The 23,642-nt window shown below is 66.1% G+C and carries 38 protein-coding genes; all 38 read right to left on the bottom strand.

The window, feature by feature from the left end:
* Positions 1 to 34 precede the first annotated feature (34 nt).
* Positions 35 to 1,108, bottom strand: a complete 1,074-nt coding sequence (locus tag AMK34_RS27635) for a DNA-directed RNA polymerase subunit alpha (protein ID WP_005166811.1) — start codon at positions 1,106 to 1,108, stop codon at positions 35 to 37.
* 127 nt (positions 1,109 to 1,235) lie between these two features.
* Positions 1,236 to 1,841 carry a 30S ribosomal protein S4 gene (gene rpsD / locus AMK34_RS27630; protein WP_007031054.1) on the bottom strand — a complete coding sequence of 202 codons (606 nt, stop codon included), beginning with the start codon at positions 1,839 to 1,841 and terminating at the stop codon, positions 1,236 to 1,238.
* Between the two features lie 23 nt (positions 1,842 to 1,864).
* The gene (rpsK, locus tag AMK34_RS27625; protein WP_004558885.1) at positions 1,865 to 2,272 is read right to left on the bottom strand and encodes a 30S ribosomal protein S11; all 408 of its coding nucleotides are present in this window, start codon (positions 2,270 to 2,272) and stop codon (positions 1,865 to 1,867) included.
* A gap of 18 nt (positions 2,273 to 2,290) precedes the next feature.
* Positions 2,291 to 2,476 (bottom strand): hypothetical protein, encoded by a 186-nt coding sequence (locus AMK34_RS27620; protein ID WP_005166807.1) that lies wholly within the window; start codon positions 2,474 to 2,476, stop codon positions 2,291 to 2,293.
* Positions 2,473 to 2,853 carry a 30S ribosomal protein S13 gene (gene rpsM / locus AMK34_RS27615; protein WP_005166805.1) on the bottom strand — a complete coding sequence of 127 codons (381 nt, stop codon included), beginning with the start codon at positions 2,851 to 2,853 and terminating at the stop codon, positions 2,473 to 2,475. The genes AMK34_RS27620 and rpsM overlap by 4 nt, the downstream gene beginning before the upstream one ends.
* A 205-nt stretch (positions 2,854 to 3,058) precedes the next feature.
* A complete protein-coding gene (gene rpmJ / locus AMK34_RS27610) occupies positions 3,059 to 3,172 on the bottom strand; it encodes a 50S ribosomal protein L36 (RefSeq protein WP_004558882.1) in 114 nt (37 codons plus the stop codon).
* Positions 3,173 to 3,208: 36 nt separating this feature from the next.
* Entirely contained in the window at positions 3,209 to 3,430 is a 222-nt protein-coding gene (gene infA, locus AMK34_RS27605) for a translation initiation factor IF-1 (protein WP_005166804.1), read from the bottom strand.
* Between the two features lie 511 nt (positions 3,431 to 3,941).
* Entirely contained in the window at positions 3,942 to 4,718 is a 777-nt protein-coding gene (gene map / locus AMK34_RS27600) for a type I methionyl aminopeptidase (RefSeq protein WP_038519818.1), read from the bottom strand.
* Positions 4,719 to 4,762: 44 nt separating this feature from the next.
* On the bottom strand, positions 4,763 to 5,317 hold the full coding sequence (locus AMK34_RS27595; RefSeq protein WP_038519820.1) for an adenylate kinase: 555 nt from the start codon (positions 5,315 to 5,317) through the stop codon (positions 4,763 to 4,765).
* A complete protein-coding gene (gene secY / locus AMK34_RS27590; RefSeq protein WP_007031051.1) occupies positions 5,314 to 6,621 on the bottom strand; it encodes a preprotein translocase subunit SecY in 1,308 nt (435 codons plus the stop codon). The genes AMK34_RS27595 and secY overlap by 4 nt, the downstream gene beginning before the upstream one ends.
* 322 nt (positions 6,622 to 6,943) lie before the next feature.
* Positions 6,944 to 7,576 (bottom strand): LysE family translocator, encoded by a 633-nt coding sequence (locus AMK34_RS27585; protein ID WP_073847317.1) that lies wholly within the window; start codon positions 7,574 to 7,576, stop codon positions 6,944 to 6,946.
* Between the two features lie 50 nt (positions 7,577 to 7,626).
* Positions 7,627 to 8,397: a hypothetical protein gene (locus AMK34_RS27580; RefSeq protein WP_241832878.1), complete on the bottom strand. Its 771-nt coding sequence runs from the start codon at positions 8,395 to 8,397 to the stop codon at positions 7,627 to 7,629.
* Between the two features lie 329 nt (positions 8,398 to 8,726).
* A complete protein-coding gene (gene rplO, locus AMK34_RS27575; RefSeq protein ID WP_038519824.1) occupies positions 8,727 to 9,173 on the bottom strand; it encodes a 50S ribosomal protein L15 in 447 nt (148 codons plus the stop codon).
* Entirely contained in the window at positions 9,170 to 9,355 is a 186-nt protein-coding gene (rpmD, locus tag AMK34_RS27570; protein ID WP_007031047.1) for a 50S ribosomal protein L30, read from the bottom strand. Before rpmD ends, rplO begins: the two co-directional genes overlap by 4 nt.
* A gap of 2 nt (positions 9,356 to 9,357) precedes the next feature.
* Complete coding sequence (rpsE, locus tag AMK34_RS27565; protein ID WP_005166795.1) at positions 9,358 to 10,002, bottom strand: 30S ribosomal protein S5; 645 nt, start codon at positions 10,000 to 10,002, stop codon at positions 9,358 to 9,360.
* 31 nt (positions 10,003 to 10,033) lie between these two features.
* Entirely contained in the window at positions 10,034 to 10,432 is a 399-nt protein-coding gene (rplR, locus tag AMK34_RS27560; protein WP_007031045.1) for a 50S ribosomal protein L18, read from the bottom strand.
* 2 nt (positions 10,433 to 10,434) lie between these two features.
* On the bottom strand, positions 10,435 to 10,974 hold the full coding sequence (rplF, locus tag AMK34_RS27555) for a 50S ribosomal protein L6 (RefSeq protein ID WP_005166793.1): 540 nt from the start codon (positions 10,972 to 10,974) through the stop codon (positions 10,435 to 10,437).
* Positions 10,975 to 10,990: 16 nt separating this feature from the next.
* On the bottom strand, positions 10,991 to 11,389 hold the full coding sequence (rpsH, locus tag AMK34_RS27550) for a 30S ribosomal protein S8 (RefSeq protein WP_005166791.1): 399 nt from the start codon (positions 11,387 to 11,389) through the stop codon (positions 10,991 to 10,993).
* A gap of 80 nt (positions 11,390 to 11,469) precedes the next feature.
* Positions 11,470 to 11,655 carry a type Z 30S ribosomal protein S14 gene (locus tag AMK34_RS27545; RefSeq protein WP_005166789.1) on the bottom strand — a complete coding sequence of 62 codons (186 nt, stop codon included), beginning with the start codon at positions 11,653 to 11,655 and terminating at the stop codon, positions 11,470 to 11,472.
* A gap of 4 nt (positions 11,656 to 11,659) precedes the next feature.
* Positions 11,660 to 12,223, bottom strand: coding sequence for a 50S ribosomal protein L5 (gene rplE / locus AMK34_RS27540; protein ID WP_016331092.1), 564 nt, complete (start codon positions 12,221 to 12,223; stop codon positions 11,660 to 11,662).
* Between the two features lie 2 nt (positions 12,224 to 12,225).
* Positions 12,226 to 12,540, bottom strand: a complete 315-nt coding sequence (rplX, locus tag AMK34_RS27535) for a 50S ribosomal protein L24 (RefSeq protein WP_005166786.1) — start codon at positions 12,538 to 12,540, stop codon at positions 12,226 to 12,228.
* A gap of 3 nt (positions 12,541 to 12,543) precedes the next feature.
* Positions 12,544 to 12,912, bottom strand: coding sequence for a 50S ribosomal protein L14 (rplN, locus tag AMK34_RS27530; RefSeq protein ID WP_005166785.1), 369 nt, complete (start codon positions 12,910 to 12,912; stop codon positions 12,544 to 12,546).
* Positions 12,913 to 12,991: 79 nt separating this feature from the next.
* Positions 12,992 to 13,270 carry a 30S ribosomal protein S17 gene (gene rpsQ, locus AMK34_RS27525; protein ID WP_005166784.1) on the bottom strand — a complete coding sequence of 93 codons (279 nt, stop codon included), beginning with the start codon at positions 13,268 to 13,270 and terminating at the stop codon, positions 12,992 to 12,994.
* Complete coding sequence (gene rpmC / locus AMK34_RS27520; RefSeq protein WP_007031040.1) at positions 13,267 to 13,515, bottom strand: 50S ribosomal protein L29; 249 nt, start codon at positions 13,513 to 13,515, stop codon at positions 13,267 to 13,269. The genes rpsQ and rpmC overlap by 4 nt, the downstream gene beginning before the upstream one ends.
* Positions 13,515 to 13,934, bottom strand: coding sequence for a 50S ribosomal protein L16 (gene rplP / locus AMK34_RS27515; RefSeq protein ID WP_005166782.1), 420 nt, complete (start codon positions 13,932 to 13,934; stop codon positions 13,515 to 13,517). The genes rpmC and rplP overlap by 1 nt, the downstream gene beginning before the upstream one ends.
* A gap of 3 nt (positions 13,935 to 13,937) precedes the next feature.
* Positions 13,938 to 14,795 carry a 30S ribosomal protein S3 gene (rpsC, locus tag AMK34_RS27510; RefSeq protein ID WP_073847315.1) on the bottom strand — a complete coding sequence of 286 codons (858 nt, stop codon included), beginning with the start codon at positions 14,793 to 14,795 and terminating at the stop codon, positions 13,938 to 13,940.
* Positions 14,795 to 15,211: a 50S ribosomal protein L22 gene (gene rplV / locus AMK34_RS27505; protein ID WP_005166780.1), complete on the bottom strand. Its 417-nt coding sequence runs from the start codon at positions 15,209 to 15,211 to the stop codon at positions 14,795 to 14,797. The genes rpsC and rplV overlap by 1 nt, the downstream gene beginning before the upstream one ends.
* 29 nt (positions 15,212 to 15,240) lie before the next feature.
* On the bottom strand, positions 15,241 to 15,522 hold the full coding sequence (gene rpsS, locus AMK34_RS27500) for a 30S ribosomal protein S19 (protein WP_003102083.1): 282 nt from the start codon (positions 15,520 to 15,522) through the stop codon (positions 15,241 to 15,243).
* Between the two features lie 18 nt (positions 15,523 to 15,540).
* Positions 15,541 to 16,374 carry a 50S ribosomal protein L2 gene (rplB, locus tag AMK34_RS27495; RefSeq protein WP_005166779.1) on the bottom strand — a complete coding sequence of 278 codons (834 nt, stop codon included), beginning with the start codon at positions 16,372 to 16,374 and terminating at the stop codon, positions 15,541 to 15,543.
* A gap of 16 nt (positions 16,375 to 16,390) precedes the next feature.
* The gene (rplW, locus tag AMK34_RS27490) at positions 16,391 to 16,702 is read right to left on the bottom strand and encodes a 50S ribosomal protein L23 (RefSeq protein WP_005166778.1); all 312 of its coding nucleotides are present in this window, start codon (positions 16,700 to 16,702) and stop codon (positions 16,391 to 16,393) included.
* Positions 16,699 to 17,385 (bottom strand): 50S ribosomal protein L4, encoded by a 687-nt coding sequence (gene rplD / locus AMK34_RS27485; protein WP_016331090.1) that lies wholly within the window; start codon positions 17,383 to 17,385, stop codon positions 16,699 to 16,701. The genes rplW and rplD overlap by 4 nt, the downstream gene beginning before the upstream one ends.
* Before the next feature lie 2 nt (positions 17,386 to 17,387).
* Complete coding sequence (gene rplC, locus AMK34_RS27480) at positions 17,388 to 18,038, bottom strand: 50S ribosomal protein L3 (RefSeq protein ID WP_007031036.1); 651 nt, start codon at positions 18,036 to 18,038, stop codon at positions 17,388 to 17,390.
* Positions 18,039 to 18,072: 34 nt separating this feature from the next.
* Positions 18,073 to 18,378 (bottom strand): 30S ribosomal protein S10, encoded by a 306-nt coding sequence (gene rpsJ / locus AMK34_RS27475; protein WP_003102098.1) that lies wholly within the window; start codon positions 18,376 to 18,378, stop codon positions 18,073 to 18,075.
* A 411-nt stretch (positions 18,379 to 18,789) separates the two neighbouring features.
* A complete protein-coding gene (gene tuf, locus AMK34_RS27470; RefSeq protein ID WP_073847314.1) occupies positions 18,790 to 19,983 on the bottom strand; it encodes an elongation factor Tu in 1,194 nt (397 codons plus the stop codon).
* Between the two features lie 124 nt (positions 19,984 to 20,107).
* Positions 20,108 to 22,207, bottom strand: a complete 2,100-nt coding sequence (gene fusA / locus AMK34_RS27465; RefSeq protein WP_038519841.1) for an elongation factor G — start codon at positions 22,205 to 22,207, stop codon at positions 20,108 to 20,110.
* 63 nt (positions 22,208 to 22,270) lie between these two features.
* Positions 22,271 to 22,741, bottom strand: coding sequence for a 30S ribosomal protein S7 (gene rpsG / locus AMK34_RS27460; RefSeq protein WP_005166770.1), 471 nt, complete (start codon positions 22,739 to 22,741; stop codon positions 22,271 to 22,273).
* The gene (gene rpsL, locus AMK34_RS27455; RefSeq protein ID WP_003102113.1) at positions 22,741 to 23,115 is read right to left on the bottom strand and encodes a 30S ribosomal protein S12; all 375 of its coding nucleotides are present in this window, start codon (positions 23,113 to 23,115) and stop codon (positions 22,741 to 22,743) included. The genes rpsG and rpsL overlap by 1 nt, the downstream gene beginning before the upstream one ends.
* Before the next feature lie 365 nt (positions 23,116 to 23,480).
* Positions 23,481 to 23,627, bottom strand: a complete 147-nt coding sequence (locus tag AMK34_RS43275; protein WP_167551728.1) for a hypothetical protein — start codon at positions 23,625 to 23,627, stop codon at positions 23,481 to 23,483.
* Positions 23,628 to 23,642 lie beyond the last annotated feature (15 nt).

The raw sequence follows: 23,642 nt of genomic DNA, 5'->3' as shown, positions 1-23,642 counted from the left end.
CCCCACCCGACCGGTGAGGGAGCCGTAGCTGGCCTTACAGCTGCTCCGTCTCTGCGTAGTCCTGGCCATCGTCGTGGCCGTTGTCCGAAATTCCGTCCGTGATGCTGTCGACGCCCTCGGACCAGCCTTCACCGTCGTAGCTGGCCGCGGCCGCGGTCGGGTCGAACCCGGGCGGGCTGTCCTTCAGCGCGAGGCCGAGACCGACGAGCTTGAGCTTGACCTCGTCGATCGACTTCGCACCGAAGTTGCGGATGTCCAGCAGGTCGGCCTCGCTGCGCGAGACCAGTTCGCCGACGGTGTGGATGCCCTCGCGCTTGAGGCAGTTGTACGACCGGACGGTGAGGTCCAGGTCCTCGATCGGCATCGCGTAGGCGGCGATGGTGTCCGCCTCCTGCGGCGACGGGCCGATCTCGATGCCTTCGGCGTCGACGTTCAGCTCGCGCGCGAGACCGAACAGCTCCACCAGCGTCTTACCGGCCGACGCGACAGCGTCCCGCGGCGTGATCGACGGCTTCGTCTCCACGTCCAGGATCAGCTTGTCGAAGTCGGTGCGCTGCTCGACACGGGTCGCCTCGACCTTGTAGGTCACCTTCAGCACCGGGGAGTAGATGGAGTCGACCGGGATCCGGCCGATCTCCGCGCCCGCCTGCTTGTTCTGCAGGGCCGGAACGTAACCGCGGCCGCGCTCGACGACGAGCTCGATCTCGAGCTTGCCCTTGCCGTTCAGCGACGCGATGTGCAGATCCGGGTTGTGCACGGTGACACCGGCCGGGGGCACGATGTCGGCGGCGGTGACCTCACCGGGGCCCTGCTTGCGCAGGTACATGGTGACCGGCTCGTCCTCTTCCGAGGAGACCACGAGCTCCTTGAGGTTCAGGATGATGTCGGTGACGTCTTCCTTCACCCCGGGAACGGTGGTGAACTCGTGCAGCACGCCGTCGATGCGGATGCTCGTCACGGCCGCGCCCGGAATGGACGACAGCAGCGTGCGCCGCAGCGAGTTGCCGAGCGTGTAGCCGAAGCCGGGCTCCAGCGGTTCGATGGTGAACCGGGAGCGGGTCTCGTTGACCGTCTCTTCGCCGAGAGCCGGTCGCTGGGAAATCAGCATCTTTCCTAGTTCCTTTCCAAACGGCGCCCGCCATATGACACCGAAAGGGATGGCGAAGCGGCGGCGCACTCCGGGCGCCGCCGCCCGTGCCCACATCGGGCCGGGGAAACCCCGGCCCGATGATGGATCACTTCGAGTAGAGCTCGACGATCAGCTGTTCCTGGACCGGAACATCGATCTGAGCGCGCTCCGGGAGCTGGTGGACCAGCACACGGAGGTTGGACGGAACGACCTGGAGCCAGGCGGGAACGGGACGCTCGCCGAACGACTCCTTGGCCGCGACGAAGGGCAGCATCGCGAACGACTTCGGCCGCACGTCGATGATGTCCCACTTCGTGACCTGGTAGGACGGGACGTTGACCTTGACGCCGTTGACCAGGAAGTGGCCGTGGCTCACCAGCTGACGCGCCTGACGGCGGGTGCGGGCGATGCCGGCGCGGTAGATCACGTTGTCCAGACGGGACTCGAGGATCTGCAGCAGGTTCTCACCGGTCTTACCGGGACGCCGGACGGCTTCCTTGTAGTACCGGACGAACTGACGCTCGAGAACGCCGTAGGTGTAGCGAGCCTTCTGCTTCTCCTGCGACTGCAGGAGGTACTCGGACTCCTTGATGCGCCCGCGGCCGTGCTGGCCCGGCGGGTAGGGGCGACGCTCGAAAGCCTGGTCGCCGCCGATGAGGTCAACCTTGAGGCGACGCGAAATACGCGTCGCGGGGCCGGTGTAACGAGCCATTTCTTCTTACTCCTCCCCGTTCCTCAGACCCGGCGCCGCTTGGGCGGGCGGCAGCCGTTGTGAGGCTGCGGGGTCACGTCCTGGATGGTGCCGACCTCGAGGCCGGCCGCCTGCAGCGAGCGGATCGCCGTCTCGCGACCCGAACCCGGGCCCTTCACGAAGACGTCGACCTTCTTCATGCCGTGCTCGGCAGCCTTGCGGGCGGCGTTCTCGGCGGCCATCTGCGCGGCGAACGGGGTGGACTTACGCGAGCCCTTGAAGCCCACGTGACCACTCGACGCCCACGCGATCACGGCACCGGTCGGGTCCGTGATCGAGACGATGGTGTTGTTGAAGGTGCTCTTGATGTGCGCGTGACCGTGCGCGACATTCTTCTTTTCCTTACGGCGGACCTTCTTGGCCCCCGCCGCAGTACGAGACTTCGGTGGCATGTTCTGAGGGTTCTCCTGTTAGCGCGCGTTCTCTTGGTGAGCGGCGACCGCTTCGGCCTGTCCGCGCCGGATGATCGAACCGGCGTCGGTGTACAGGTTGCGGAGCGCCATCGGGCGGGCGTAAAGCGCCTTGGGCGAGACACAAGCCGAGCCGCGGCGGTGGACGCCGCCCATACGCACGACCTTCTTGCCCTGGACGCTCACTTCTTGCCAGCCTTCTTCTTGCCGGCGACCGTCTTCTTCGGACCCTTACGGGTGCGGGCGTTCGTCTTGGTGCGCTGACCACGGACGGGAAGTCCGCGACGCCAGCGAAGGCCCTCGTAGCACCCGATCTCGATCTTCCGACGGATGTCGGCGTTCACCTCACGGCGAAGGTCACCCTCGACCTTGAAGTTCTCCTCGATGTAGACCCGCAGCTTGGCGAGGTCGTCATCGCTCAGATCCTTGACGCGAGTGTCCGCGTTGAGCTCGGCAGCCGCGATGAGCTGCTTCGAGCGGGTACGGCCGATGCCGTAGATGTAGGTCAGCGCGATCTCCAACCGCTTTTCGCGGGGGAGGTCTACGCCAGCGAGTCGTGCCATTGGCGTTGATGCTCCTTCATAGAATTCATCTCCAGGTCTGCTCCCCGTCCGGTCCCGGGACCGACTCGCCTGTCGTGCCCTTGGCTTGCGCTTCGGGTGTCCCGGCCCCGGCCTGAAGTCCGGGGGTGAACCGGGCCGTTCACACGGCCCGGCAGGTGCGGGGAGATTGTGTAGCCGTCAATCCACTCTGTACGAGTGCGAGTGATCAGCCCTGCCGCTGCTTGTGCCGCAGGTTCTCGCAGATCACCATGATCCGGCCGTGACGGCGGATCACCTTGCACTTGTCGCAGATCTTCTTGACGCTCGGCTGGACCTTCACGTCTCCTGCTCTCCTGCTTGTGCTAACTCGTCGTGATCACTTGTAGCGGTAGACGATGCGACCACGAGACAAGTCGTAGGGCGAGAGCTCCACGACAACCCTGTCCTCGGGCAGGATGCGGATGTAGTGCTGCCGCATCTTGCCGCTGATGTGTGCAAGGACCTTGTGGCCGTTCTCCAACTCGACGCGGAACATCGCGTTGGGGAGCGGCTCGACTACGCGGCCTTCGACCTCGATGGCCCCGTCTTTCTTGCCCATGTCCTCCGCATTTCCTGTCGCTACGCTGTGTTATCAGTCAGAGCTTGAGTGCTTGGCTGGGTGGTGCATCGGCACACTCCTACCCGGCTCCAATGTCCGTTCGCGAGAATTCACGAGCGCGCAGGATCCGGGCGCGATGAGTACACCGACTTGACAGTGTACGCAACCCGTGTCGTGAGCCCCAAACGGGGGGTGACTGTGTTACGTGACCCCTGAGCCCGCCGGATGCGACCTCTCCATCGTACGCACGCGCCGACCTGCGTTTCGCGGGCTAATCGCGCTCCGATGGAGGCTGGACCTGGCGCGCTCGGCGGCCGAGGTGCACCCGATGGGGGTAGCTGGCATGGGCCCCAACGGCGGGCCCGGGCACTGCGCCGACCGGCGGGCCGACCTGCGTTTCGCGGGCTAATCGCGCTCCCGGACTTCCGTTCGCCTTTCGCGGGCTAAACGCGATCCCGGCGCGCACCTGCGTTTCGCGGGCTAAACGCGCTCCGGCGGGAGCAGGGGCAGGTCAGGCGTCTTCGGGGGCGGTCAGCACCCACGGGCCGTCATCGGTGATGGCGACTGTGTGCTCCCAGTGCGAGGCCCGCGAGCCGTCCGCGGTCACGACGGTCCACCCGTCCTCGAGCTCGACGGTCTCCCCGCCGCCGCCCGTCAGCATGGGCTCGATCGCGAGCGCCATACCGGTCTTGAGCCGCGGTCCCTTGCCCGGTTTGCCCAGGTTCGGCAGGAACGGGTCCATGTGCATCTGGCGCCCGATACCGTGACCGCCGTACTCGACGATCATCCCGTACTCGATGCCGTCTTCCCGGCCGGCCTTCTCGGCCGCGGTTTGCACCGCGTGTGAGATGTCCGTGAGCCTGCCGCCGGACGACACCGCGGCGATCCCGGCCCACATCGCCGCCTCGGTGGCAGCCGAGAGCGCGAGATCCGCCTTCGACACCTCACCGATCGCGAGAGTGACCGCGGAGTCGCCGTGCCAGCCGTCGAGGATGGCGCCACAGTCAACCGAGATGATGTCGCCGTCGTTCAGGACCTGCGTCTTCGACGGGATGCCGTGCACGATCTGCTCGTTCACCGAAGCGCAGATCGACGCCGGGAAGCCGTGGTAGCCCTTGAACGAGGGCACCGCGCCGGCGTCGCGGATCGTCTGCTCGGCGAGCTCGTCGAGGTCGGCCGTGGTCACCCCCGGCTTGGCGATCTCGCGCACCGCGGTGAGGGTGCGCCAGACCACCAGACCGGCGGCCCGCATCGCCTGGAGCTCGCCAGGGGTCTTGATTTCGATCATGCGCCCACGACGAAGCCGTTGCAGTACACGCAGTCCTCCGAGATTCACGTGCGGTCGCGCAGCGCTTCCAGCACGCGGGCGGAGATCTCGTCGACCGAGCCGACGCCGTCGACCGTGACCAGGATGTCCGCGTAGTACTCGAGCAGCGGAGCCGTCTCGGACACGTAGATCTGCTGGCGGCGACGGATGACCTCTTCGGTGTCGTCCGAACGGCCGCGGGACAGCAGCCTATCGACGACGACGTCTTCCGAGACCTGGAGCTGGATGACCGCGTTGAGCTTGGTGTCGACCTCGCCGAGGATCTCGCCGAGGACGTCGGCCTGCTTCGTGTTCCGGGGGAACCCGTCGAGCAGGAAACCGACCTTGGCGTCGGGTTCGGCGAGACGCTCACGCACCATCTCGTTCGTGACCGAGTCGGGCACGAGTTCACCGGAGTCCAGGTAGCGCTTGGCTTCCTGGCCCAGCGGCGTCTGCTCGCCCACGTGGGCGCGGAACAGGTCGCCGGTCGAGATGTGCGGGATCCGGAGCTTCTCCGACAGTGCTACCGCCTGAGTACCTTTGCCCGCGCCAGGAGGGCCAACGAGAACCAGGCGCGTCACTTCAAGAACCCTTCGTAGTTACGTTGCATCAGCTGGCTTTCGATCTGCTTCACGGTGTCGAGACCGACACCGACCATGATCAGCACAGCCGTGCCACCGAACGGGAAGTTCTGGTTGTTCCCGCTGCCGGTGACGGACAGGAAGAAGTTCGGAAGGATCGCGATGATGCCCAGGTACAGCGAGCCCGGCAGGGTGATGCGGCCGAGGACGTAGCTGAGGTACTCCGCGGTGGGACGGCCCGGGCGGATGCCCGGGATGAAGCCACCGAACTTCTTCATTTCTTCCGCACGCTCGTCCACGTTGAACGTGATCGTGATGTAGAAGTACGTGAAGAAGATGATCAACGCGAAGTACAGCAGGACGTGCGCCCAGCTGGACTGGTTGACGATGTAGTTCTGGATGAAGACCTGCCAGCCCGCGTTGCTGTTGGCGTCGCCGACGAGGCGGCTGATCAGGTCCGGCAGGTAGAGCAGCGACGAGGCGAAGATGACCGGGATGACACCGGCCTGGTTCACCTTGATCGGCAGGTACGTCGAGGTCCCGCCGTACATGCGGCGGCCGATCATGCGCTTGGCGTACTGCACCGGGATCCGGCGCTGACCCTGCTCGACGAAGATGACGCTCGCGATGATCACCAGGCCGAACACGCAGATCAGGGCGAAGACGACGCCACCCGCGCTGCTGAGGATGTTGCCACCCTCGATCGGGATCCGGGCCGCGATGTTCAGGAAGATGAGGACGGACATGCCGTTGCCGACGCCGCGCTCGGTGATCAGCTCACCCAGCCACATCATGACGGCGGTACCGGCGGTCATCGTGATGACGATGATGGCCAGCGTGTAGACGCTGTTGTCCGGGATGATCGCGGTGTCGCACTGCGGGAAGAGCTGCTTGCGGTCGGCGAGCGCCACCACACCGGTCGCCTGCAGGACCGCGAGGGCGATCGTCAGGTACCGGGTGTACTGGGTCAGCTTGCCCTGGCCGGCCTGGCCTTCCTTCTTCAGTTCCTCGAACCGCGGGATGACCACGGTGAGGAGCTGGACGATGATGCTCGCCGTGATGTACGGCATGATGCCGGTCGAGAACAGCGACAGCTGCAGCAGTGCACCGCCACTGAACAGGTTCAGCAGCTGATAGACGCCCTCCTGCGACCCGGTCTCCGTACATTGCTGCACGGCGGAATACGAGATACCCGGGGCCGGAATGGTGGCACCGATTCGGTAGACCGCGACGATGGCTAGCGTGAACAGGATCTTCTTACGTAGATCCGGCGTCGCTAGAGCCGAGCGGAAGGCGCTGAGCACGCGGGGAACCTCCTCGGCGTCGTCGGCTGTCTTACCGACGATCGGCTTGGCCGGCCTGGGGCCGGCGGGAACACACAGCTTTCTGGCACAAGCCAGGAACGCTTCGGGGCACACTCGTCCCGAAGCGTGCCGCCGACTCTAACAGCTTCACAGGGCGTGTCCGCAGTGCGTGTGGGTTTTCCGAACGAAGGTTGGTCCGCGGGGTTGATCGACTTGTGCTTCTCGCTCCGGAACCTTGACAGATCGCCTTACCGTTCCCCACTTTCCCGGCCCCGCCGGATCGCGATTAGCCCGCTAAACGCACTGTGATCAGGGAGGGCGTTCAGGAGCTCGAAGTTGCCAGGGCTCCCGCCATACCGAGGAGCACGACCCCGGTGCCGCGGTCGACGTTGCGGGTCGCCCGGCGGGACAGCCGAAGCGTCTTCACGAGCGCGCCCGCGCCGATGTAGGTCGCGCCCGCGACGAACTCGGCGAGCAGGTAGACGGCGCCGAGAATCGCGATCTGGGCGGAAAAGGACCCGTGAGCAGCGTCGATGAACTGGGGTACGAACGCGGTGAAGATGAGGATCGCCTTCGGGTTCGTGATCGCGACGACGAATTCCTTCCTCGCGATCTTCAGCGCCGGCACGGATTCAGTGCGTCGTGGCGTCTGGATGAGCGTCGCGCGACCGGCACGGAAGGTCGACCACAGCAGCCGCGCGCCGATCCAGGCCAGGTAGGCGACGCCGGCCCATTTGATCACCGTGAGTGCAAGTTCGGATGCCGCGAGGAGCTGCCCGAGACCTGCGGCGACGGCCGCGATGAGCACCGTGAATGCGGCCAATCGGCCTAACAGGCCGGCGAGCCCTTTCCAGGCCCCCTGCGTCATTCCGTGATGCAGGCCGAGCAGATTGTTCGCCCCTGGCGTAAAAGCCACGAGCACCGCCGCTCCGAAAAAGACCACCGCCCAAGTCATCGGTCACCTCCTCCCCCACCGTATCGGCGACCGCGAGCGCGTTTAGCGGGCTAATCGCGCTCTTTCGCGCCGGAATCCGGCGGCGGCGCGAAGGCCGAATAGTCCGGGACCTCCGGCTGTGGCTCCGGTGGGAGCACCGTGATGGAGATGCCGTCCTTCGGTGTGGGCATTTCCGCGAAAGCCGAGTCGCCGCTCATCGGGACCTCTTCGTCTTGGACACGGTGGCTCATGACCGCCGCCCCCGCCGCGGCGACGACTGCGGCGAACAGCGCCCACATCCCCGCGCCCACCGTCAGTGTCGTCTCACTGTCTCCGTCTACCGGGCGGCCGAACGCCAGCGTGGCGGCGGTGATGACGACTCCGGCGAGGAACACCGACCCGATGGTGCTGAGCCATCGGTCCAAGGCGACCGGACGACGGAGTCCGGCGGCGCGAGCGCAGACGATCGTGGCCGCCAGGAGGATCGCCGCGGCGATCAGGAGCGGGATGCCGACAGGCGCCGTCGACGTGGTGAAGGGCTGGTCGTTGGGCTGGATGAGCTGCGTATCCCAAGCTCCCTGCACGACCACGAGGACGACCGAGGCACTGCGATCGAAGCTGAGGCGATGCTCGATGTTGAAGAACGGGAAGAAGCAGCCCACGAGGGTCAGCACCAGGGCCAGTGCGGCCAATCCCGCCGCGACCAGCCTGCGGGGCTCGAGTCGGCCAGACCGCGCCGGCTCGCCTACAGGATCCATCGGGCCTGAAACCGATACGACCATCGGCGGGGCGTCCGGCTGCTGCTGATGGGGCTGCGGATCCTGCCCTGGAGGTATGGCCACCTCACGATCCTTCCAGCTCAGGCACCCCTCCGCCACGCTCGCGGCCGCCGGGGCCGACTTGCGTTTCGCGGGCTAAACGCGATCCGGGCGGCGGGCACCTGCGCGACCGTCGGAGCGCGATTAGCCCGCGAAACGCAAGTCGGAGGCGAGACGGCGGCCCACGGCCCGGATCGCGATTAGGGGGCGAAACGCAGGTCCGCGGGCGGGGCGAAAAGGGCCAGATCGCGGTTAGCCCGCGAAACGCAGGTCGGGACAGCCGGAGGGAGCGCAAGCGAAAGGCCCGCCTGGCGAAGCCTGGCGGGCCTTTCGGTGAAGCGAGCGAAGAAAGCTCAGAGCGTGGTGGCGGAGCCACCGGCGGCGGAGAGCTTCTCCTTGGCGGAGCCGGAGAAAGCGTCGGCGGTGACGTCCAGCTTGACGCCGTTCACGTCGCCGTTGCCGAGCACCTTCACGAGCTTGCCCTTGCGGACCAGACCGTTCGCGACGAGCTCCTCGGCGCCGACCTTGCCACCGTCCGGGAAGACGCGGGCGATGTCGCCCACGTTCACCGGCTGGTACTCGGTGCGGAACCGGTTCTTGAAGCCGCGCAGCTTCGGCAGCCGCATGTGGATGGGCATCTGCCCACCCTCGAAACCGGCGGGCACGTTCTTCCGGGCCTTGGTGCCCTTGGTACCGCGACCGGCGGTCTTGCCCTTCGAGCCCTCACCACGGCCGACGCGGATCTTGTCGCGCTTCGCGCCCGGAGCCGGACGAAGGTGGTGGATCTTGATGGCAGTCATGCCTTGACCTCCTCGACCTCCACCAGGTGGCGGACGGTGTGGATAAGGCCGCGCACCTCGGGAGTGTCATCACGCACGACGCTCTGGCGGATCTTGCGCAACCCGAGGGTGCGCAGCGACTCGCGGTGAGCGTGCTTCGTGCCGATCTTGCTCTTGACCTGGGTCACCTTGAGCTGAGTCATGATCAGACCCCCTGACCCGCGCGCTGACGCAGCATGCGAGCCGGAGCGACGTCCTCGAGCGGGAGACCGCGGCGGGCCGCGACCTCTTCGGGACGCTGCAGACCCTTCAGGGCAGCCACGGTCGCGTGCACGATGTTGATCGCGTTGTCGGAGCCGAGCGACTTCGACAGCACGTCGTGGACGCCCGCGCACTCCAGCACCGCGCGCACCGGGCCACCGGCGATGACACCGGTACCGGCCGAGGCCGGACGGAGCAGCACGACACCGGCGGCTTCCTCACCCTGGATGGGGTGGGGAATGGTGCCACCGACGCGGGGAACGCGGAAGAAGTTCTTCTTCGCTTCCTCGACGCCCTTGGCGATGGCCGCGGGAACTTCCTTGGCCTTGCCGTAGCCGACGCCGACCTGACCGTCGCCGTCACCGACGACCACCAGGGCGGTGAAGCTGAAGCGACGACCACCCTTGACGACCTTGGCGACGCGGTTGATCGTCACGACCTTCTCGAGGTGCGGGGTCTTCTCCTGGCCGGCCCCGCCACGGCCGCTGTCGCGCCGGTCACGGCGGTCGCGACGGTCATTGCGGTCGTTGCCGCCCTGCCCGCCGGGTCCGCCCTGGCCGCCGCCGAATTGCCGTGTACGTCCCGGCATCAGGCTTTCCTTCCATTCACGAGCATCTGCATCAGAACTCCAACCCCGCCTCACGGGCAGCGTCGGCGAGCGCCGCGATGCGGCCGTGGTAGGCGTTGCCACCACGGTCGAACACCACGGTCGAGACACCGGCGTTCTTGGCGCGGGCGGCGACGAGTTCCCCGACCTTGGCGGCCTTGGCCTTCTTGTCGCCTTCCAGCGCGCGGACGTCCGCCTCGAGGGTGGACGCCGACGCCAGGGTCTTGCCGGCGAGGTCGTCGATCAGCTGCACGGCGATGTGCCGCGACGAACGCTTGACGACCAGGCGCGGACGCTGGTCCGTGCCGTTGATCTTCTTGCGAAGGCGGAAGTGCCGACGGGCCTTCGCGACGCGGCGGCGGGTCGAGATGTCCTTGCCGACCGGCTTGCGCTTCGTAGTCGTGTCGCTCATGATCACTTACCCGTCTTTCCGACCTTGCGGCGGATCTTCTCACCCTCGTAGCGCAGGCCCTTGCCCTTGTACGGGTCCGGGCGGCGCAGCTTGCGGATGACCGCGGCGATCTGGCCGACCTTCTGCTTGTCGATGCCCGAGACCGAGAACCGGGTGGGGGTCTCGACCTTGAAGGTGATGCCTTCCGGAGCCTCGATCTTCACCGGGTGGCTGTAGCCGAGGGCGAACTCGAGGTCCGAGCCCTTGGCCTGCACGCGGTAACCGACACCGTGGATCTCGAGCTTCTTCTCGTAGCCCTCGGTCACACCGACGACGAGGTTGTTGACCAGCGTCCGGGTGAGACCGTGCAGGGCACGGCTGGTGCGCTCCTCGTCGGGCCGCTTGACCTCGAGCGTGCCGTTTTCGGCCTGCTCGACGGTGATGGGCTCGGCGATGGTGTGCTCGAGGGTGCCCTTGGGCCCCTCGACCTTGATCTGCTGACCGTCGATGGTCACCTTGACCCCGGAGGGGACGGCGACCGGCAGCTTTCCAATGCGTGACATGTCTGTGCCCCCTTCCTTACCAGACGTAGGCGAGGACTTCGCCGCCCACGCTGTTGCGCTTGGCCTGACGGTCGGTCTGGAGGCCGGACGACGTCGAGATGATCGCGACGCCGAGGCCACCGAGAACCGACGGCAGTTCGGTCGATTTTGCGTAGACCCGCAGGCCGGGCTTGGACACGCGGCGGAGGCCGGCGATGCTGCGCTCACGGTTGGGGCCGTACTTCAGCTCCACGATGAGGTTCTTGTGCTTCTCGCCCGGCTCGTCGCGGTAGCCCGAGATGTAACCCTCGCGCTTGAGGATCTCGGCGATGTTCGCCTTGATCTTCGAGTGGGGAAGCACGACCTCGTCGTGGTAAGCCGAGTTCGCGTTACGCAGACGGGTCAAGAAGTCTGCGATGGGGTCGGTCATCGTCATGGTGACCTGTCAACCTTTCTCGCCCTGGTTCCCTGCAATCTCTGCAAGGCCTGTGGCGAAGTGGGAGTTAAAAAAGACTCTTACCAGCTGGACTTGCGGACGCCGGGCAACTCGCCCGCGTGTGCCATCTCGCGAAGGCAGATCCGGCAGAGCCCGAACTTGCGGAACACCGAGTGCGGGCGACCGCACCGCTGGCAGCGCGTGTAACCGCGAACCTTGAACTTCGGCGTCTTCGCGGCCTTGTGGACCAGTGCTTTCTTGGCCATCGACTCAGTTCTCCTTGAACGGGAAGCCGAGCTTGCGAAGCAGCGCGCGGCCCTCGTCGTCGGTGTTGGCGGTGGTGACGACAGTGACGTCCATACCGCGCGGGCGGTCGATGGCGTCCGGGTCGATCTCGTGGAACATGGACTGCTCGTTGAGACCGAACGTGTAGTTGCCGTTGCCGTCGAACTGCTTCGGCGAAAGCCCGCGGAAGTCACGGATACGCGGCAGCGCGATGGTCAGCAGCCGGTCGAGGAACTCCCACATGCGGTCGTTGCGCAGCGTGACGCGCGCACCGATCGGCTGGCCCTCACGCAGCTTGAACTGCGCGATGGACTTGCGAGCCTTGCGAACCTCGGGCTTCTGCCCGGTGATCGCGGCCAGGTCGCGGATGGCGCCTTCGATCAGCTTGCTGTCACGGGCGGCGTCTCCGACACCCATGTTCACGACGACCTTGACGACGCCCGGGATCTGGTGGACGTTCTCGAAGGAGAACTCCTCCTGGAGCTGTCCCTTGATCTCCTCGCGGTACCGCACCTTGAGGCGCGGGGCGATCTTCTCTGCGGTGGTCATGATCAGATGTCCTTACCGTTCCGGCGCGAGACCCGGACCTTCTTGCCGTCCTCGCCGATGCGGTAGCCCACCCGGGTCGGCTTGCCGTCGGAGTCGACGACCATCACGTTCGAGACGTGGATGGGCGCCTCCTGCGTGACGATGCCGCCGGACTGCGCGCCGCGCTGGGTCTGGGAGATCCGCGTGTGCTTCTTGATCCGGTTGACGCCCTCGACCAGCACGCGCTCGCGCTCGGGGTAGGCCTGGATGACCTTGCCCTTGGCACCCTTGTCCTTGCCGGCGATGACGACGACCGTGTCGCCCTTCTTCACCTTCATGCTCTACAACACCTCCGGCGCGAGCGAAATGATCTTCATGAACTTTCGGTCGCGCAGCTCGCGGCCGACCGGCCCGAAGATGCGGGTGCCGCGGGGCTCATTGTCGTTCTTGATGAGCACAGCAGCGTTCTCGTCGAAGCGGATGTAAGAACCGTCCGGACGACGGCGCTCCTTGCGCGTGCGAACGATGACCGCCTTGACGACGTCACCCTTCTTCACGCCGGCAGCCGGCATGGCGTCCTTCACGGTGGCGACGATGATGTCGCCGATGCCCGCGTAGCGCCGCCCCGAGCCACCGAGAACGCGGATGCAAAGGATCTCCTTCGCGCCCGTGTTGTCGGCAACCCGAAGCCGCGACTCCTGCTGGATCACGTCTACTCCTGTATGTCGCGCTGGTTCTCGCGATGAACCGCGAGCCTTGCGGAACTAAGGGACTCAAAAAGAGCCCTACTTACTTGGCCTTCTCCACGATCTGCACCAGACGCCAGCGCTTGGTCGCCGACAGCGGGCGGGTCTCCATCAGGGTGACCCGGTCGCCCACGCCCGCCTCGTTGTTCTCGTCGTGCACCTTGACCTTGCTGGTGCTGCGGAGAACCTTGGCGTAACGGCGGTGCTTCTTGCGGTCTTCGAGCTCGACCACGATCGTCTTGTTCATCTTGTCCGAGACGACATAGCCCTCACGGACCTTACGGTCGTTGCGGCCGGCCGCCTCGGTGGGCTGCTCGCTCATGCGGCACCTTCACTCTCGGCGTCAGGGGAAACGGACAGGCCGAGTTCACGCTCGCGCATGACCGTGTAGATCCGCGCGATGTCCGTGCGGACGGTGCGCAGACGGCGGTTGTTGTCGAGCTGTCCGGTCGCCATCTGGAAGCGGAGGTTGAAGAGCTCCTCCTTGTATTCCTTCAGACGCAGAACGAGCTCTTCCGCGGTGAGCTCACGCAGCTCCGATGCCTGGGCGGCACCTGCCTTCGCCATCAGAACTCACCACCTTCACGGGTCACGATGCGGCACTTCATGGGCAGCTTGTGGATCGCGCGACGGAGCGCCTCACGGGCGGTCTCCTCGTTCGGGAACGAGATCTCGAACATCACGCGGCCCGGCTTCACGTTGGCGATCCACCACTCGGGCGAACCCTTACCGGAACCCATGCGGGTTTCCGCCGGCTTCTTGGTCAGCGGGCGGTCCGGGTAGATGGTCGTCCACACCTTGCCGCCACGCTTGATGTGACGCGTCATGGCGATACGAGCGGACTCGATCTGCCGGTTGGTCACGTAGCTGTGCTCAAGCGCCTGGATGCCGTACTCGCCGAAGTTCACCTTCGTACCGCCCTTGGCGGCACCGTGGCGCTTCGGGGAGTGCTGCTTCCGGTGCTTGACCCTGCGCGGGATGAGCACGTGTCAGCCCTCCGTCTTTTCTGCAGTCTCAGCAGCCGGGGCCTCGGTGGCCGTGTCGCTCTTCGGAGCGTCGCCGCTCTTCGCGGCGGCGGCGGCCCGGCCGGCTTCGGTCGAGGTCGGCGTCGTGCCCGACGAGCCGGAACGGCGCGGTCGGGAGGGACGGTCGCCACGGTCACGGCGCGGGGCGCGCTCGGCGGCCGCGGCGGCGTCACGCGCCTCCTTGGCCTTGAGGCCACCCACGAGCTCGCCCTTGTAGATCCACACCTTCACGCCGATGCGACCGAACGTCGTCTTGGCCTCGAAGAAGCCGTAGTCGATGTCGGCGCGCAGCGTGTGCAGCGGGACGCGGCCATCGCGGTAGTGCTCGGAGCGGGACATCTCGGCACCGCCGAGACGACCGCCGCACTGCACGCGGATGCCCTTGACCTGCGGCGAACGCATGGAGGTCTGGATCGCCTTGCGCATCGCGCGGCGGAACGCCACACGGTTGCTCAGCTGCTCCGCGACACCCTGCGCGACGAGCTGGGCGTCGGCCTCGGGGTTCTTGACCTCGAGGATGTTCAGCTGGACCTGCTTGGCGGTCAGCTTCTCCAGCGCGCCGCGGATACGGTCGGCCTCCGCGCCGCGACGGCCGATGACGATGCCCGGCCGGGCGGTGTGGATGTCGACGCGGACCCGGTCACGGGTGCGCTCGATCTCGACCTTGGAGATCCCGGCGCGCTCCATGCCCGTGGACAGCAGCTTCCGGATCTTGACGTCCTCGGCCACGTACTCCGCGTACTGCTTGTCGGCGTACCAACGCGACTTCCAGTCCGTGGTGATACCCAGGCGGAAGCCGTGCGGGTTGATCTTCTGGCCCACTACCGGCCACCTGCCTTCTTCTTGCCCTGTGCCTTCTTGGCCTCGGCCTTGGGACGCGACTCCACCTCGACGGTGATGTGGCTGGTCCGCTTGCGGATCCGGTACGCGCGGCCCTGGGCCCGCGGACGGATGCGCTTGAGGGTCGGGCCCTCGTCGGCGTAGGCGTTCTTGACCCAGAGGGTGTCCGGGTCGAGATCGAGGTTGTTCTCGGCGTTGGCCACGGCGCTGGCGAGCACCTTCGCGACCGGCTCGCTTGCCGCCTGCGGGGCGAACTGGAGCACGGCCAAGGCGTCGGCGGCGCTACGTCCCTTGATCAGCTCGATCACCCGGCGCACCTTGGTAGGCGAGTCCCGGACGAAGCGAGCCCGCGCGTAAGCCGTCGGCAAAGCCTCGGCCACGTCGTTCTGGGCGTTCATCGCTAGATTCCTTGTTCTCTCGTGCCCGCTCAGCGGCGGCGCGACTTGCGGTCGTCCTTGATGTGGCCCTTGAAGGTCCGAGTCGGCGCGAATTCGCCCAACTTGTGACCCACCATCGCCTCGGTGACGAACACCGGGACGTGCTTGCGGCCGTCGTGCACCGCGATCGTGTGACCCAGGAAATCCGGGATGATCGTGGAGCGACGCGACCACGTCTTGATCACGGTCTTCTTGCCCGACTCGTTGAGAGCGTCCACCTTCTTGAGCAGGTGGTCGTCCACGAAGGGGCCCTTTTTGAGGCTACGTGGCATGTTCTTCTACCTCCCTGCTCAGCGCTTCTTGCCGGTACGCCGGCGGCGGACGATCATGGCGTCGGAAGCCTTGCGGCGGCGGGTGCGGCCTTCGGGCTTACCGTTCGGGTTCACCGGGTGGCGACCACCGGAGGTCTTACCCTCACCACCACCGTGCGGGTGGTCGACCGGGTTCATGACGACACCACGGACGGTGGGGCGCTTGCCGCGCCAGCGGTTACGGCCCGCCTTGCCCCAGTTGATGTTCGAGTGCTCGGAGTTGCCGACCTCGCCGATGGTGGCGCGGTTGCGCACGTCGACGTTGCGGATCTCGCCCGAGGGGAGACGAAGCTGGGCGTAAGGCCCGTCCTTCGCCACCAGCTGCACCTTGGCACCGGCGGACCGCGCCATCTTCGCGCCGCCACCGGGGCGGAGCTCGATCGCGTGGATCACGGTGCCGACCGGGATGTTGCGCAGCGGCAGGTTGTTACCCGGCTTGATGTCGGCGCGGGGGCCGTTCTCGACCGTGTCACCCTGCTTGAGCTTCTCCGGGGCGATGATGTAGCGCTTCTCGCCGTCGGCGTAGTGCAGCAGCGCGATCCGAGCGGACCGGTTGGGGTCGTACTCGATGTGCGCGACCTTGGCGGGAACGCCGTCCTTGTCGTTCCGGCGGAAGTCGATCAGCCGGTACGCACGCTTGTGGCCACCGCCCTTGTGACGGGTGGTGATCTTGCCGCTGGAGTTACGGCCGCCGGACTTGCTCAGCGGACGCAGCAGCGACTTCTCCGGGGTGGACCGAGTGATCTCGGCGAAGTCGGAGACGCTGGAACCGCGACGACCCGGGGTCGTCGGCTTGTACTTGCGGATGCCCATGTGTCAGCTCAGTCCTTTACGCGGTGGGTCCGCCGAAGATCTCGATCGGCTTGCTCTCAGCCGAAAGAGTCACGATGGCGCGCTTGGTGTCCTTGCGCTTGCCGAAGCCGGCGCGAGTCCGCTTACGCTTGCCCTGGCGGTTGGCCGTGTTGACGCTGACCACCTTGACGCCGAACACCTTCTCGACCGCGATCTTGATCTGGGTCTTGTTGGCGTCCGGGCGGACGATGAACGTGTACTTGTGGTCCTCGAGCAGCCCGTAGGACTTCTCGGAGATCACCGGCGCGAGCAAGATGTCGCGGGGATCGGGGATGGCGATCGCACTCACTGCTCGTCACTCCCTTCAACCTCGCTCGACCGAGCCGAAGCCTTCGCGCCCTTGCCCCGGACGGGGCCGGCGACGAACACGTCGTAAGCGGCCTTGGTGAACACCACGTCGTCGTTGACCAACACGTCGTAGGTGTTGAGCTGGTCGGGCGTGATGATGTGGACCTCGGCCAGGTTGCGCACGGAGTTCCAGCTCAGCTCGTCGTCGCGGTGCAGGACCACGAGAACGCGCTTGGCCTGGGTCACCGCGGCGATGGCGGCCTTGGCGGACTTGGTGGACGGCTTCTCGCCGGTCACCAGTTCGGTGATGACGTGCAGCTGTCCGGCACGGGCCCGGTCGGAGAGGGCGCCACGCAGAGCGGCGGCCTTCATCTTCTTCGGGGTCCGCTGGGTGTAGTCACGCGGCGTGGGGCCGTGGACGACGCCACCACCGGTGAACTGCGGCGCACGGGTCGAACCCTGGCGGGCGCGGCCGGTGCCCTTCTGGCGGTACGGCTTCTTGCCACCACCGCGGACTTCACCGCGGGTCTTGGTGTCATGCGTGCCCTGGCGCGCGGCGGCCAGCTGGGCCACCACGACCTGGTGCATGAGGGGCACGTTGGCCTGCACGTCGAAGATCTCCGAGGGGAGCTCGACCGTGCCGTCGGCTTTACCGGCCGGGGTCTTCAGCTCGACGCTGGTCATGTTCAGTTACCACCCTTCGCGGCGCTGCGAACGAACAGCAGGCCGCCCTTGGGACCGGGCACGGCGCCCTTGATCAGCAGCAGGCCGTCCTCGGCACGCACCGCGTGCACGGTCAGGTTCTGCGTGGTGACCCGGTCGTTGCCCATCCGGCCCGCCATGCGCAGGCCCTTGAAGACGCGGCCCGGGGTGGCGCAGCCACCGATCGAGCCGGGCTTGCGGTGCACGGCCTGGGCACCGTGGCTCGCGCCCTGGCCCTTGAAGCCGTGACGCTTCATGACACCGGCGTAGCCCTTGCCCTTGCTGGTACCGGTCACGTCGACCTCGATACCGGCCTCGAACACCTCGGCGGTGATCTCCTGGCCGACCTCGTAGGTCTCGGCGTCGGTGGTACGCAGCTCCGCAAGGTAACGACGCGGGGTCACGCTCGCCTTGTCGAAGTGGCCGGTGCGCGGCTTGTTCACCCGGCGCGGGTCGACCGCGCCGAAAGCCAGCTGCACGGCCTTGTAGCCGTCGTTCTCCTGGGTCCGAACCTGGGTGACCACGTTCGGCCCGGCCTGGACGACGGTCACCGGGACGACCCGGTTGTTCTCGTCGAAGACCTGGGTCATGCCGAGCTTGGTGCCCAGGATGCCCTTCACTTGCCTGTCAGACATGAGTCTCTTACTCTCCGCCGCTCGCCAGCCGCTGCTACTGGATGTTGACGTCGACGCTCGCCGGCAGGTCGATGCGCATGAGCGCGTCGACCGTCTTCGGCGTCGGGTCGAGGATGTCGATCAGACGCTTGTGCGTGCGCATCTCGAAGTGCTCGCGCGAGTCCTTGTACTTGTGCGGCGAGCGGATGACGCAGTAAACGTTCTTCTCGGTGGGCAGCGGCACCGGCCCGACAACACGGGCGCCGGTACGCGTGACCGTCTCGACGATCTTGCGTGCCGAGGTGTCGATCGCCTCGTGGTCGTAGGCCTTGAGCCGGATGCGGATCTTCTGTCCCGCCATGGTGGCTGCTCGTTCCTTGTCGTCTCGTGCCGCTTTTGTCTTTTCAAACCTCAGCCTGGCTGAGGTTTTCCCAGTTCAACGGCCCTGTCCCCGGTCCACGCGGTCGGGCGTGTCGTGCCCGACGCACAGACGGATCCCGCGGGATCTTCGTCTTGCCTGGTCTTCCTCAACGTGAGGAGGCATCGAGCCGGCGGAAATGCTTGGATCGCCGTCTCAAACGCCCTTGCCCGCTAGCCTCACCCGAAGGAAGTGCTCCGCGGACCGTGGCCGCTCATACCAGGGCGGCCGGAACCTGTCTTCCGAAGGAAGTACGAGTTCGGCCGCCCCAGGACGAGCAACCTGAATAGTGTCGCACACGTGATTTGACGCCCCTAACCCGGGGGTGTATTACCCCCGGGCGGGGCGTCTAAATCACTTGTTGATCTTGGTGACCTGGCCGGCGCCGACGGTCCGTCCACCCTCACGGATGGCGAAACGCAGACCCTCGTCCATGGCGACCGGCTGGATCAGCACGACGCTGATGTCCGTGTTGTCGCCCGGCATGACCATCTCGACACCCTCCTTGAGGGTGACGACGCCGGTCACGTCCGTGGTACGGAAGTAGAACTGCGGGCGGTAGTTGTTGAAGAACGGGGTGTGACGGCCACCCTCGTCCTTCGACAGGATGTAGACCGAGCCCTCGAACTCCGTGTGCGGGGTGGTGGTACCCGGCTTCACGACGACCTGGCCGCGCTCGACGTCCTCGCGCTTGATACCGCGGACCAGCAGACCGACGTTGTCGCCGGCCTCACCCTGGTCGAGCAGCTTGCGGAACATCTCGACACCGGTGACGGTGGTCTTGGTCGACTTCTCCTTGATGCCGACGATCTCGACCTCTTCGTTCACGTTGACGCGGCCACGCTCGATACGGCCGGTCACGACCGTGCCACGGCCGGTGATCGTGAAGACGTCTTCGATCGGCATCAGGAACGGCTTGTCGAGCTCGCGCACCGGGTCCGGCACGTTCTCGTCGACGGCTTCCATCAGCTCGAGAACGCTCTCGCCCCACTTGGCGTCGCCCTCGAGGGCCTTCAGGCCGGAGACCTTGATGACCGGAGCGTCGTCACCCGGGAAGTCCTGGGAGGACAGCAGCTCGCGGACCTCGAGCTCGACGAGCTCCAGGATCTCCTCGTCGTCGACCATGTCGGCCTTGTTCAGCGCGACCACGATGTAGGGCACGCCGACCTGCTTCGCGAGCAGCACGTGCTCACGGGTCTGCGGCATCGGGCCGTCGGTCGCCGCGACCACGAGGATCGCGCCGTCCATCTGCGCCGCACCGGTGATCATGTTCTTGATGTAGTCCGCGTGACCGGGGGCGTCCACGTGGGCGTAGTGACGCTTCTCGGTCTGGTACTCGACGTGCGAGATGTTGATCGTGATACCGCGCTGCTTCTCTTCCGGCGCGTTGTCGATCTGGTCGAACGCCGAAGCGGTGTTCAGCTCGGGGTACTTGTCGTGCAGAACCTTGGTGATCGCCGCGGTCAGAGTGGTCTTACCGTGGTCGACGTGACCGATGGTCCCGATGTTGACGTGCGGCTTGGTCCGCTCGAATTTCGCCTTCGCCACTGGAATGTCCTCCTGGACTGTTTTGCTTACTCACCGGCCAACGTGGCTGTCGGACGGGGATTCGTTTCTTGACGGATGCTGCGGACGTTCAGGAGTGTTCCTTATGCCCGCGAGCGGACGGGAACTACTCCCCCGTCGCCTTCGCGATGATTTCCTTCGCGACGTTCGCGGGAACCTCGGCGTAGGAGTCGAACACCATGGAGTAGTTGGCACGTCCCTGCGTACGCGAACGCAGGTCGCCGACGTAACCGAACATCTCCGACAGCGGGACCAGTGCCTTGACGACACGGGTACCGGCGCGCTCCTCCATGGCCTGGATCTGGCCACGGCGGGAGTTGAGGTCGCCGATCACATCGCCCATGTAGTCCTCGGGCGTGGTGACCTCGACGGCCATCAGCGGCTCGAGGATGACCGGACCGGCCTTCTTCGCGGCTTCCTTCATCGCCATGGAGCCGGCGATCTTGAAGGCCATTTCCGAAGAGTCGACCTCGTGGTACGCGCCGTCCAACAAGGTGAACTTCAACCCGACGAGCGGGTAGCCGGCCAGCACGCCGTACTGCATGGCGTCCTGCGCGCCCGCGTCGACCGACGGGATGTACTCCCGCGGCACGCGGCCACCGGTGACCTTGTTGTCGAACTCGTAGAGGGCACCGTCGGTGGACTCGAGCGGCTCGAGCTTGACGATGACCTTCGCGAACTGACCGGAACCACCGGTCTGCTTCTTGTGCACGTAGTCGAGCTTCTCGACCGTCTTGCGCACCGTCTCGCGGTAGGCGACCTGCGGCTTACCGATGTTCGCCTCGACCTTGTAGTCGGACTTCATGCGGTTGACCAGCACCTCGAGGTGCAGCTCGCCCATACCGGCGATGATCGTCTGGCCGGTGTCCTCGTCCAGGTTGACCTGGAACGTCGGGTCCTCTTCGGCCAGCTTCTGGATCGCCAGGGACAGCTTCTCCTGGTCGGCCTTGGTCTTCGGCTCGATCGCGACGCGGATGACCGGCGCCGGGAACGTCATCGACTCGAGGACGACCGGGTTCTGCGGGTCGGCGAGGGTGTCACCGGTGGTGGTGTCCTTCAGGCCGATGACCGCGTAGATGTGGCCGGCCTGGGCCTCGTCGACCGGGTTCTCCTTGTTGGAGTGCATCTGGAAGAGCTTCCCGATGCGCTCCTTGCGCTCCTTGGTGGCGTTGATCAGCTGCGCGCCGGAGGAGACCTTGCCCGAGTACACCCGGATGTAGGTCAGCTTGCCGAAGAACGGGTGCGCGGCGATCTTGAACGCCAGAGCGGAGAACGGCTCGTCGACGGACGGCTTCCGGGTGACCGGGGTCTCGCCGTCGGGCAGCGTGCCCTCGACGGCCGGGACGTCCAGCGGCGACGGAAGGTAGTCGATGACCGCGTCGAGCATGGGCTGGACGCCCTTGTTCTTGAACGCGGAACCGGTGAGCACCGGGTACGCCTCGCGGGCGACGGTGAGCTTCCGGATGCCGGCCTTGATCTCGGCCTCGGTGAGCTCTTCGCCCTCGAGGAACTTCTCCATCAGCGAGTCGTCGGTCTCGGCGACGGCCTCGACCAGCTTCTCCCGGTACTCGGCCGCCTTGTCGGCGAGCTCGGCCGGGATCTCCTCGACGGCGTAGTCCTCGCCCTTCTGGACCTCGCCGCGCCAGGTCAGCGCCTTCATGCGGACCAGGTCGACGACGCCTTCGAACTCGCTCTCGGCGCCGATCGGCAGCTGGATGACCAGCGGACGGGCACCGAGACGCTCCTCGATGGTGCGGACGGTGAAGTAGAAGTCCGCGCCGAGCTTGTCCATCTTGTTGACGAAGCAGATACGAGGAACCTCGTACTTGTCCGCCTGACGCCAGACCTGCTCGGACTGCGGCTCGACACCTTCCTTGCCGTCGAAGACGGCGACGGCACCATCGAGCACGCGGAGCGAACGCTCCACCTCGACGGTGAAGTCGACGTGGCCCGGAGTGTCGATGATGTTGATCTGGTGGTCGGCCCAGAACGTGGTGGTGGCAGCCGAGGTGATGGTGATACCCCGCTTCTGCTCCTCCTCCATCCAGTCCATGGTGGCGGCGCCATCGTGGACTTCACCGATCTTGTAGTTGACCCCGGTGTAGAACAGGATCCGCTCGGTGGTGGTGGTCTTACCGGCGTCGATGTGGGCCATGATGCCGATGTTGCGGACCTTGTTCAGGTCGGTCAGCACTTCACGTGCCACGAGAGTGTTCCCCTGTCTCAAAATTGGGGCCCGGCAAGGCTTTGATCGGCAGCCGGGCGGTCATCACCAGCGGTAGTGCGCGAAGGCCTTGTTGGACTCGGCCATCTTGTGGGTGTCCTCACGCCGCTTCACGCTGGCGCCGAGGCCGTTGCTCGCGTCGAGCAGTTCGTTCTGCAGACGCTCGATCATGGTCTTCTCGCGGCGGGCCGCGGAGAAGGAGACGAGCCAGCGCAGCGCGAGGGTGGTGGAGCGGCCCGGCTTGACCTCGATCGGCACCTGGTAGGTGGCACCACCGACGCGGCGGCTCTTCACCTCGATGGTGGGCTTCACGTTGTCGAGGGCGCGCTTCAGCGTGACGACCGGGTCGGTGCCGGTCTTCTCGCGAGCACCTTCGAGGGCGCCGTAGACGATGCGCTCGGCCAGGGACCGCTTGCCGTCCTTCAGCACCTTGTTCACCAGCTGGGTGACCAGCGGGGATGCGTAGACGGGGTCAGAGATCAGCGGCCGCTTCGGGGCCGGACCCTTGCGGGGCATTAGCTCTTCTCCTTCTTCGCGCCGTACCGGCTGCGCGCCTGCTTACGGTTCTTGACACCCTGGGTGTCGAGCGAACCGCGGATGATCTTGTAACGGACACCCGGCAGGTCCTTCACACGACCACCGCGCACGAGCACCATCGAGTGCTCCTGCAGGTTGTGGCCTTCACCGGGAATGTAGGCGGTGACCTCGATGCCGCTGGTCAGCTTCACACGAGCGACCTTGCGAAGCGCCGAGTTCGGCTTCTTGGGGGTTGTGGTGTACACGCGAGTGCACACGCCACGCCGCTGCGGGCTCCCCTTGAGGGCCGCGGTCTTCTGCTTGGCAGCCTTGTCCTGGCGGCCCTTACGGACCAGCTGCTGGATCGTGGGCAATGGACCAGCTTTCTGTTCGCGATCTTGCTACTACGTGTTGTCTCCGGCCCCCGCGGTCGGGCGTGTCGGCCCGCGTCACGGTCTTGCGACCGGTAACTTCCCGTAGGGATTTTCCGTCGGATCCCGCGTGGGCGAAGCCTTCGGACCGGATGCCTGAGCACCCCGTCCGTGCCGCACGGCACACGGGACGGCCCGACGCCTGCCGGGCACGGTCTCCAAAGATACCCGGCCACTTCCGGACCGGCCAAATCGGGGGGTCGATAACTATATCGTGCCGGGCGTCACGCCGCGGCCACCCTGATGGAACGGCGTTTCGGGCGACTTCATTCCCCGTCGGCCTTGGCATGGCCCCCTCGGCAGAGGACCTATTCCTCTTCGGGCTTCGCGTGGTCCGCCCGGCCCGGGTGCGGGTCACGGGAAAGATCGATCAACGGATGCACGGGAGCCCCCTCCGGCGCCGCGTGACTTCCCCGCTTGGGTTCCTCGGTGCTTTCCTGCTGCTCGGCGTCCATGACGCCCTCCCCTCG

Source organism: Amycolatopsis sp. CB00013, assembly GCF_001905755.1.
Lineage (GTDB): Bacteria > Actinomycetota > Actinomycetes > Mycobacteriales > Pseudonocardiaceae > Amycolatopsis > Amycolatopsis japonica.
The sequence above is the reverse complement of the archived record's forward strand: the minus strand, read 5'-3'. Positions and strand labels throughout refer to the sequence as shown.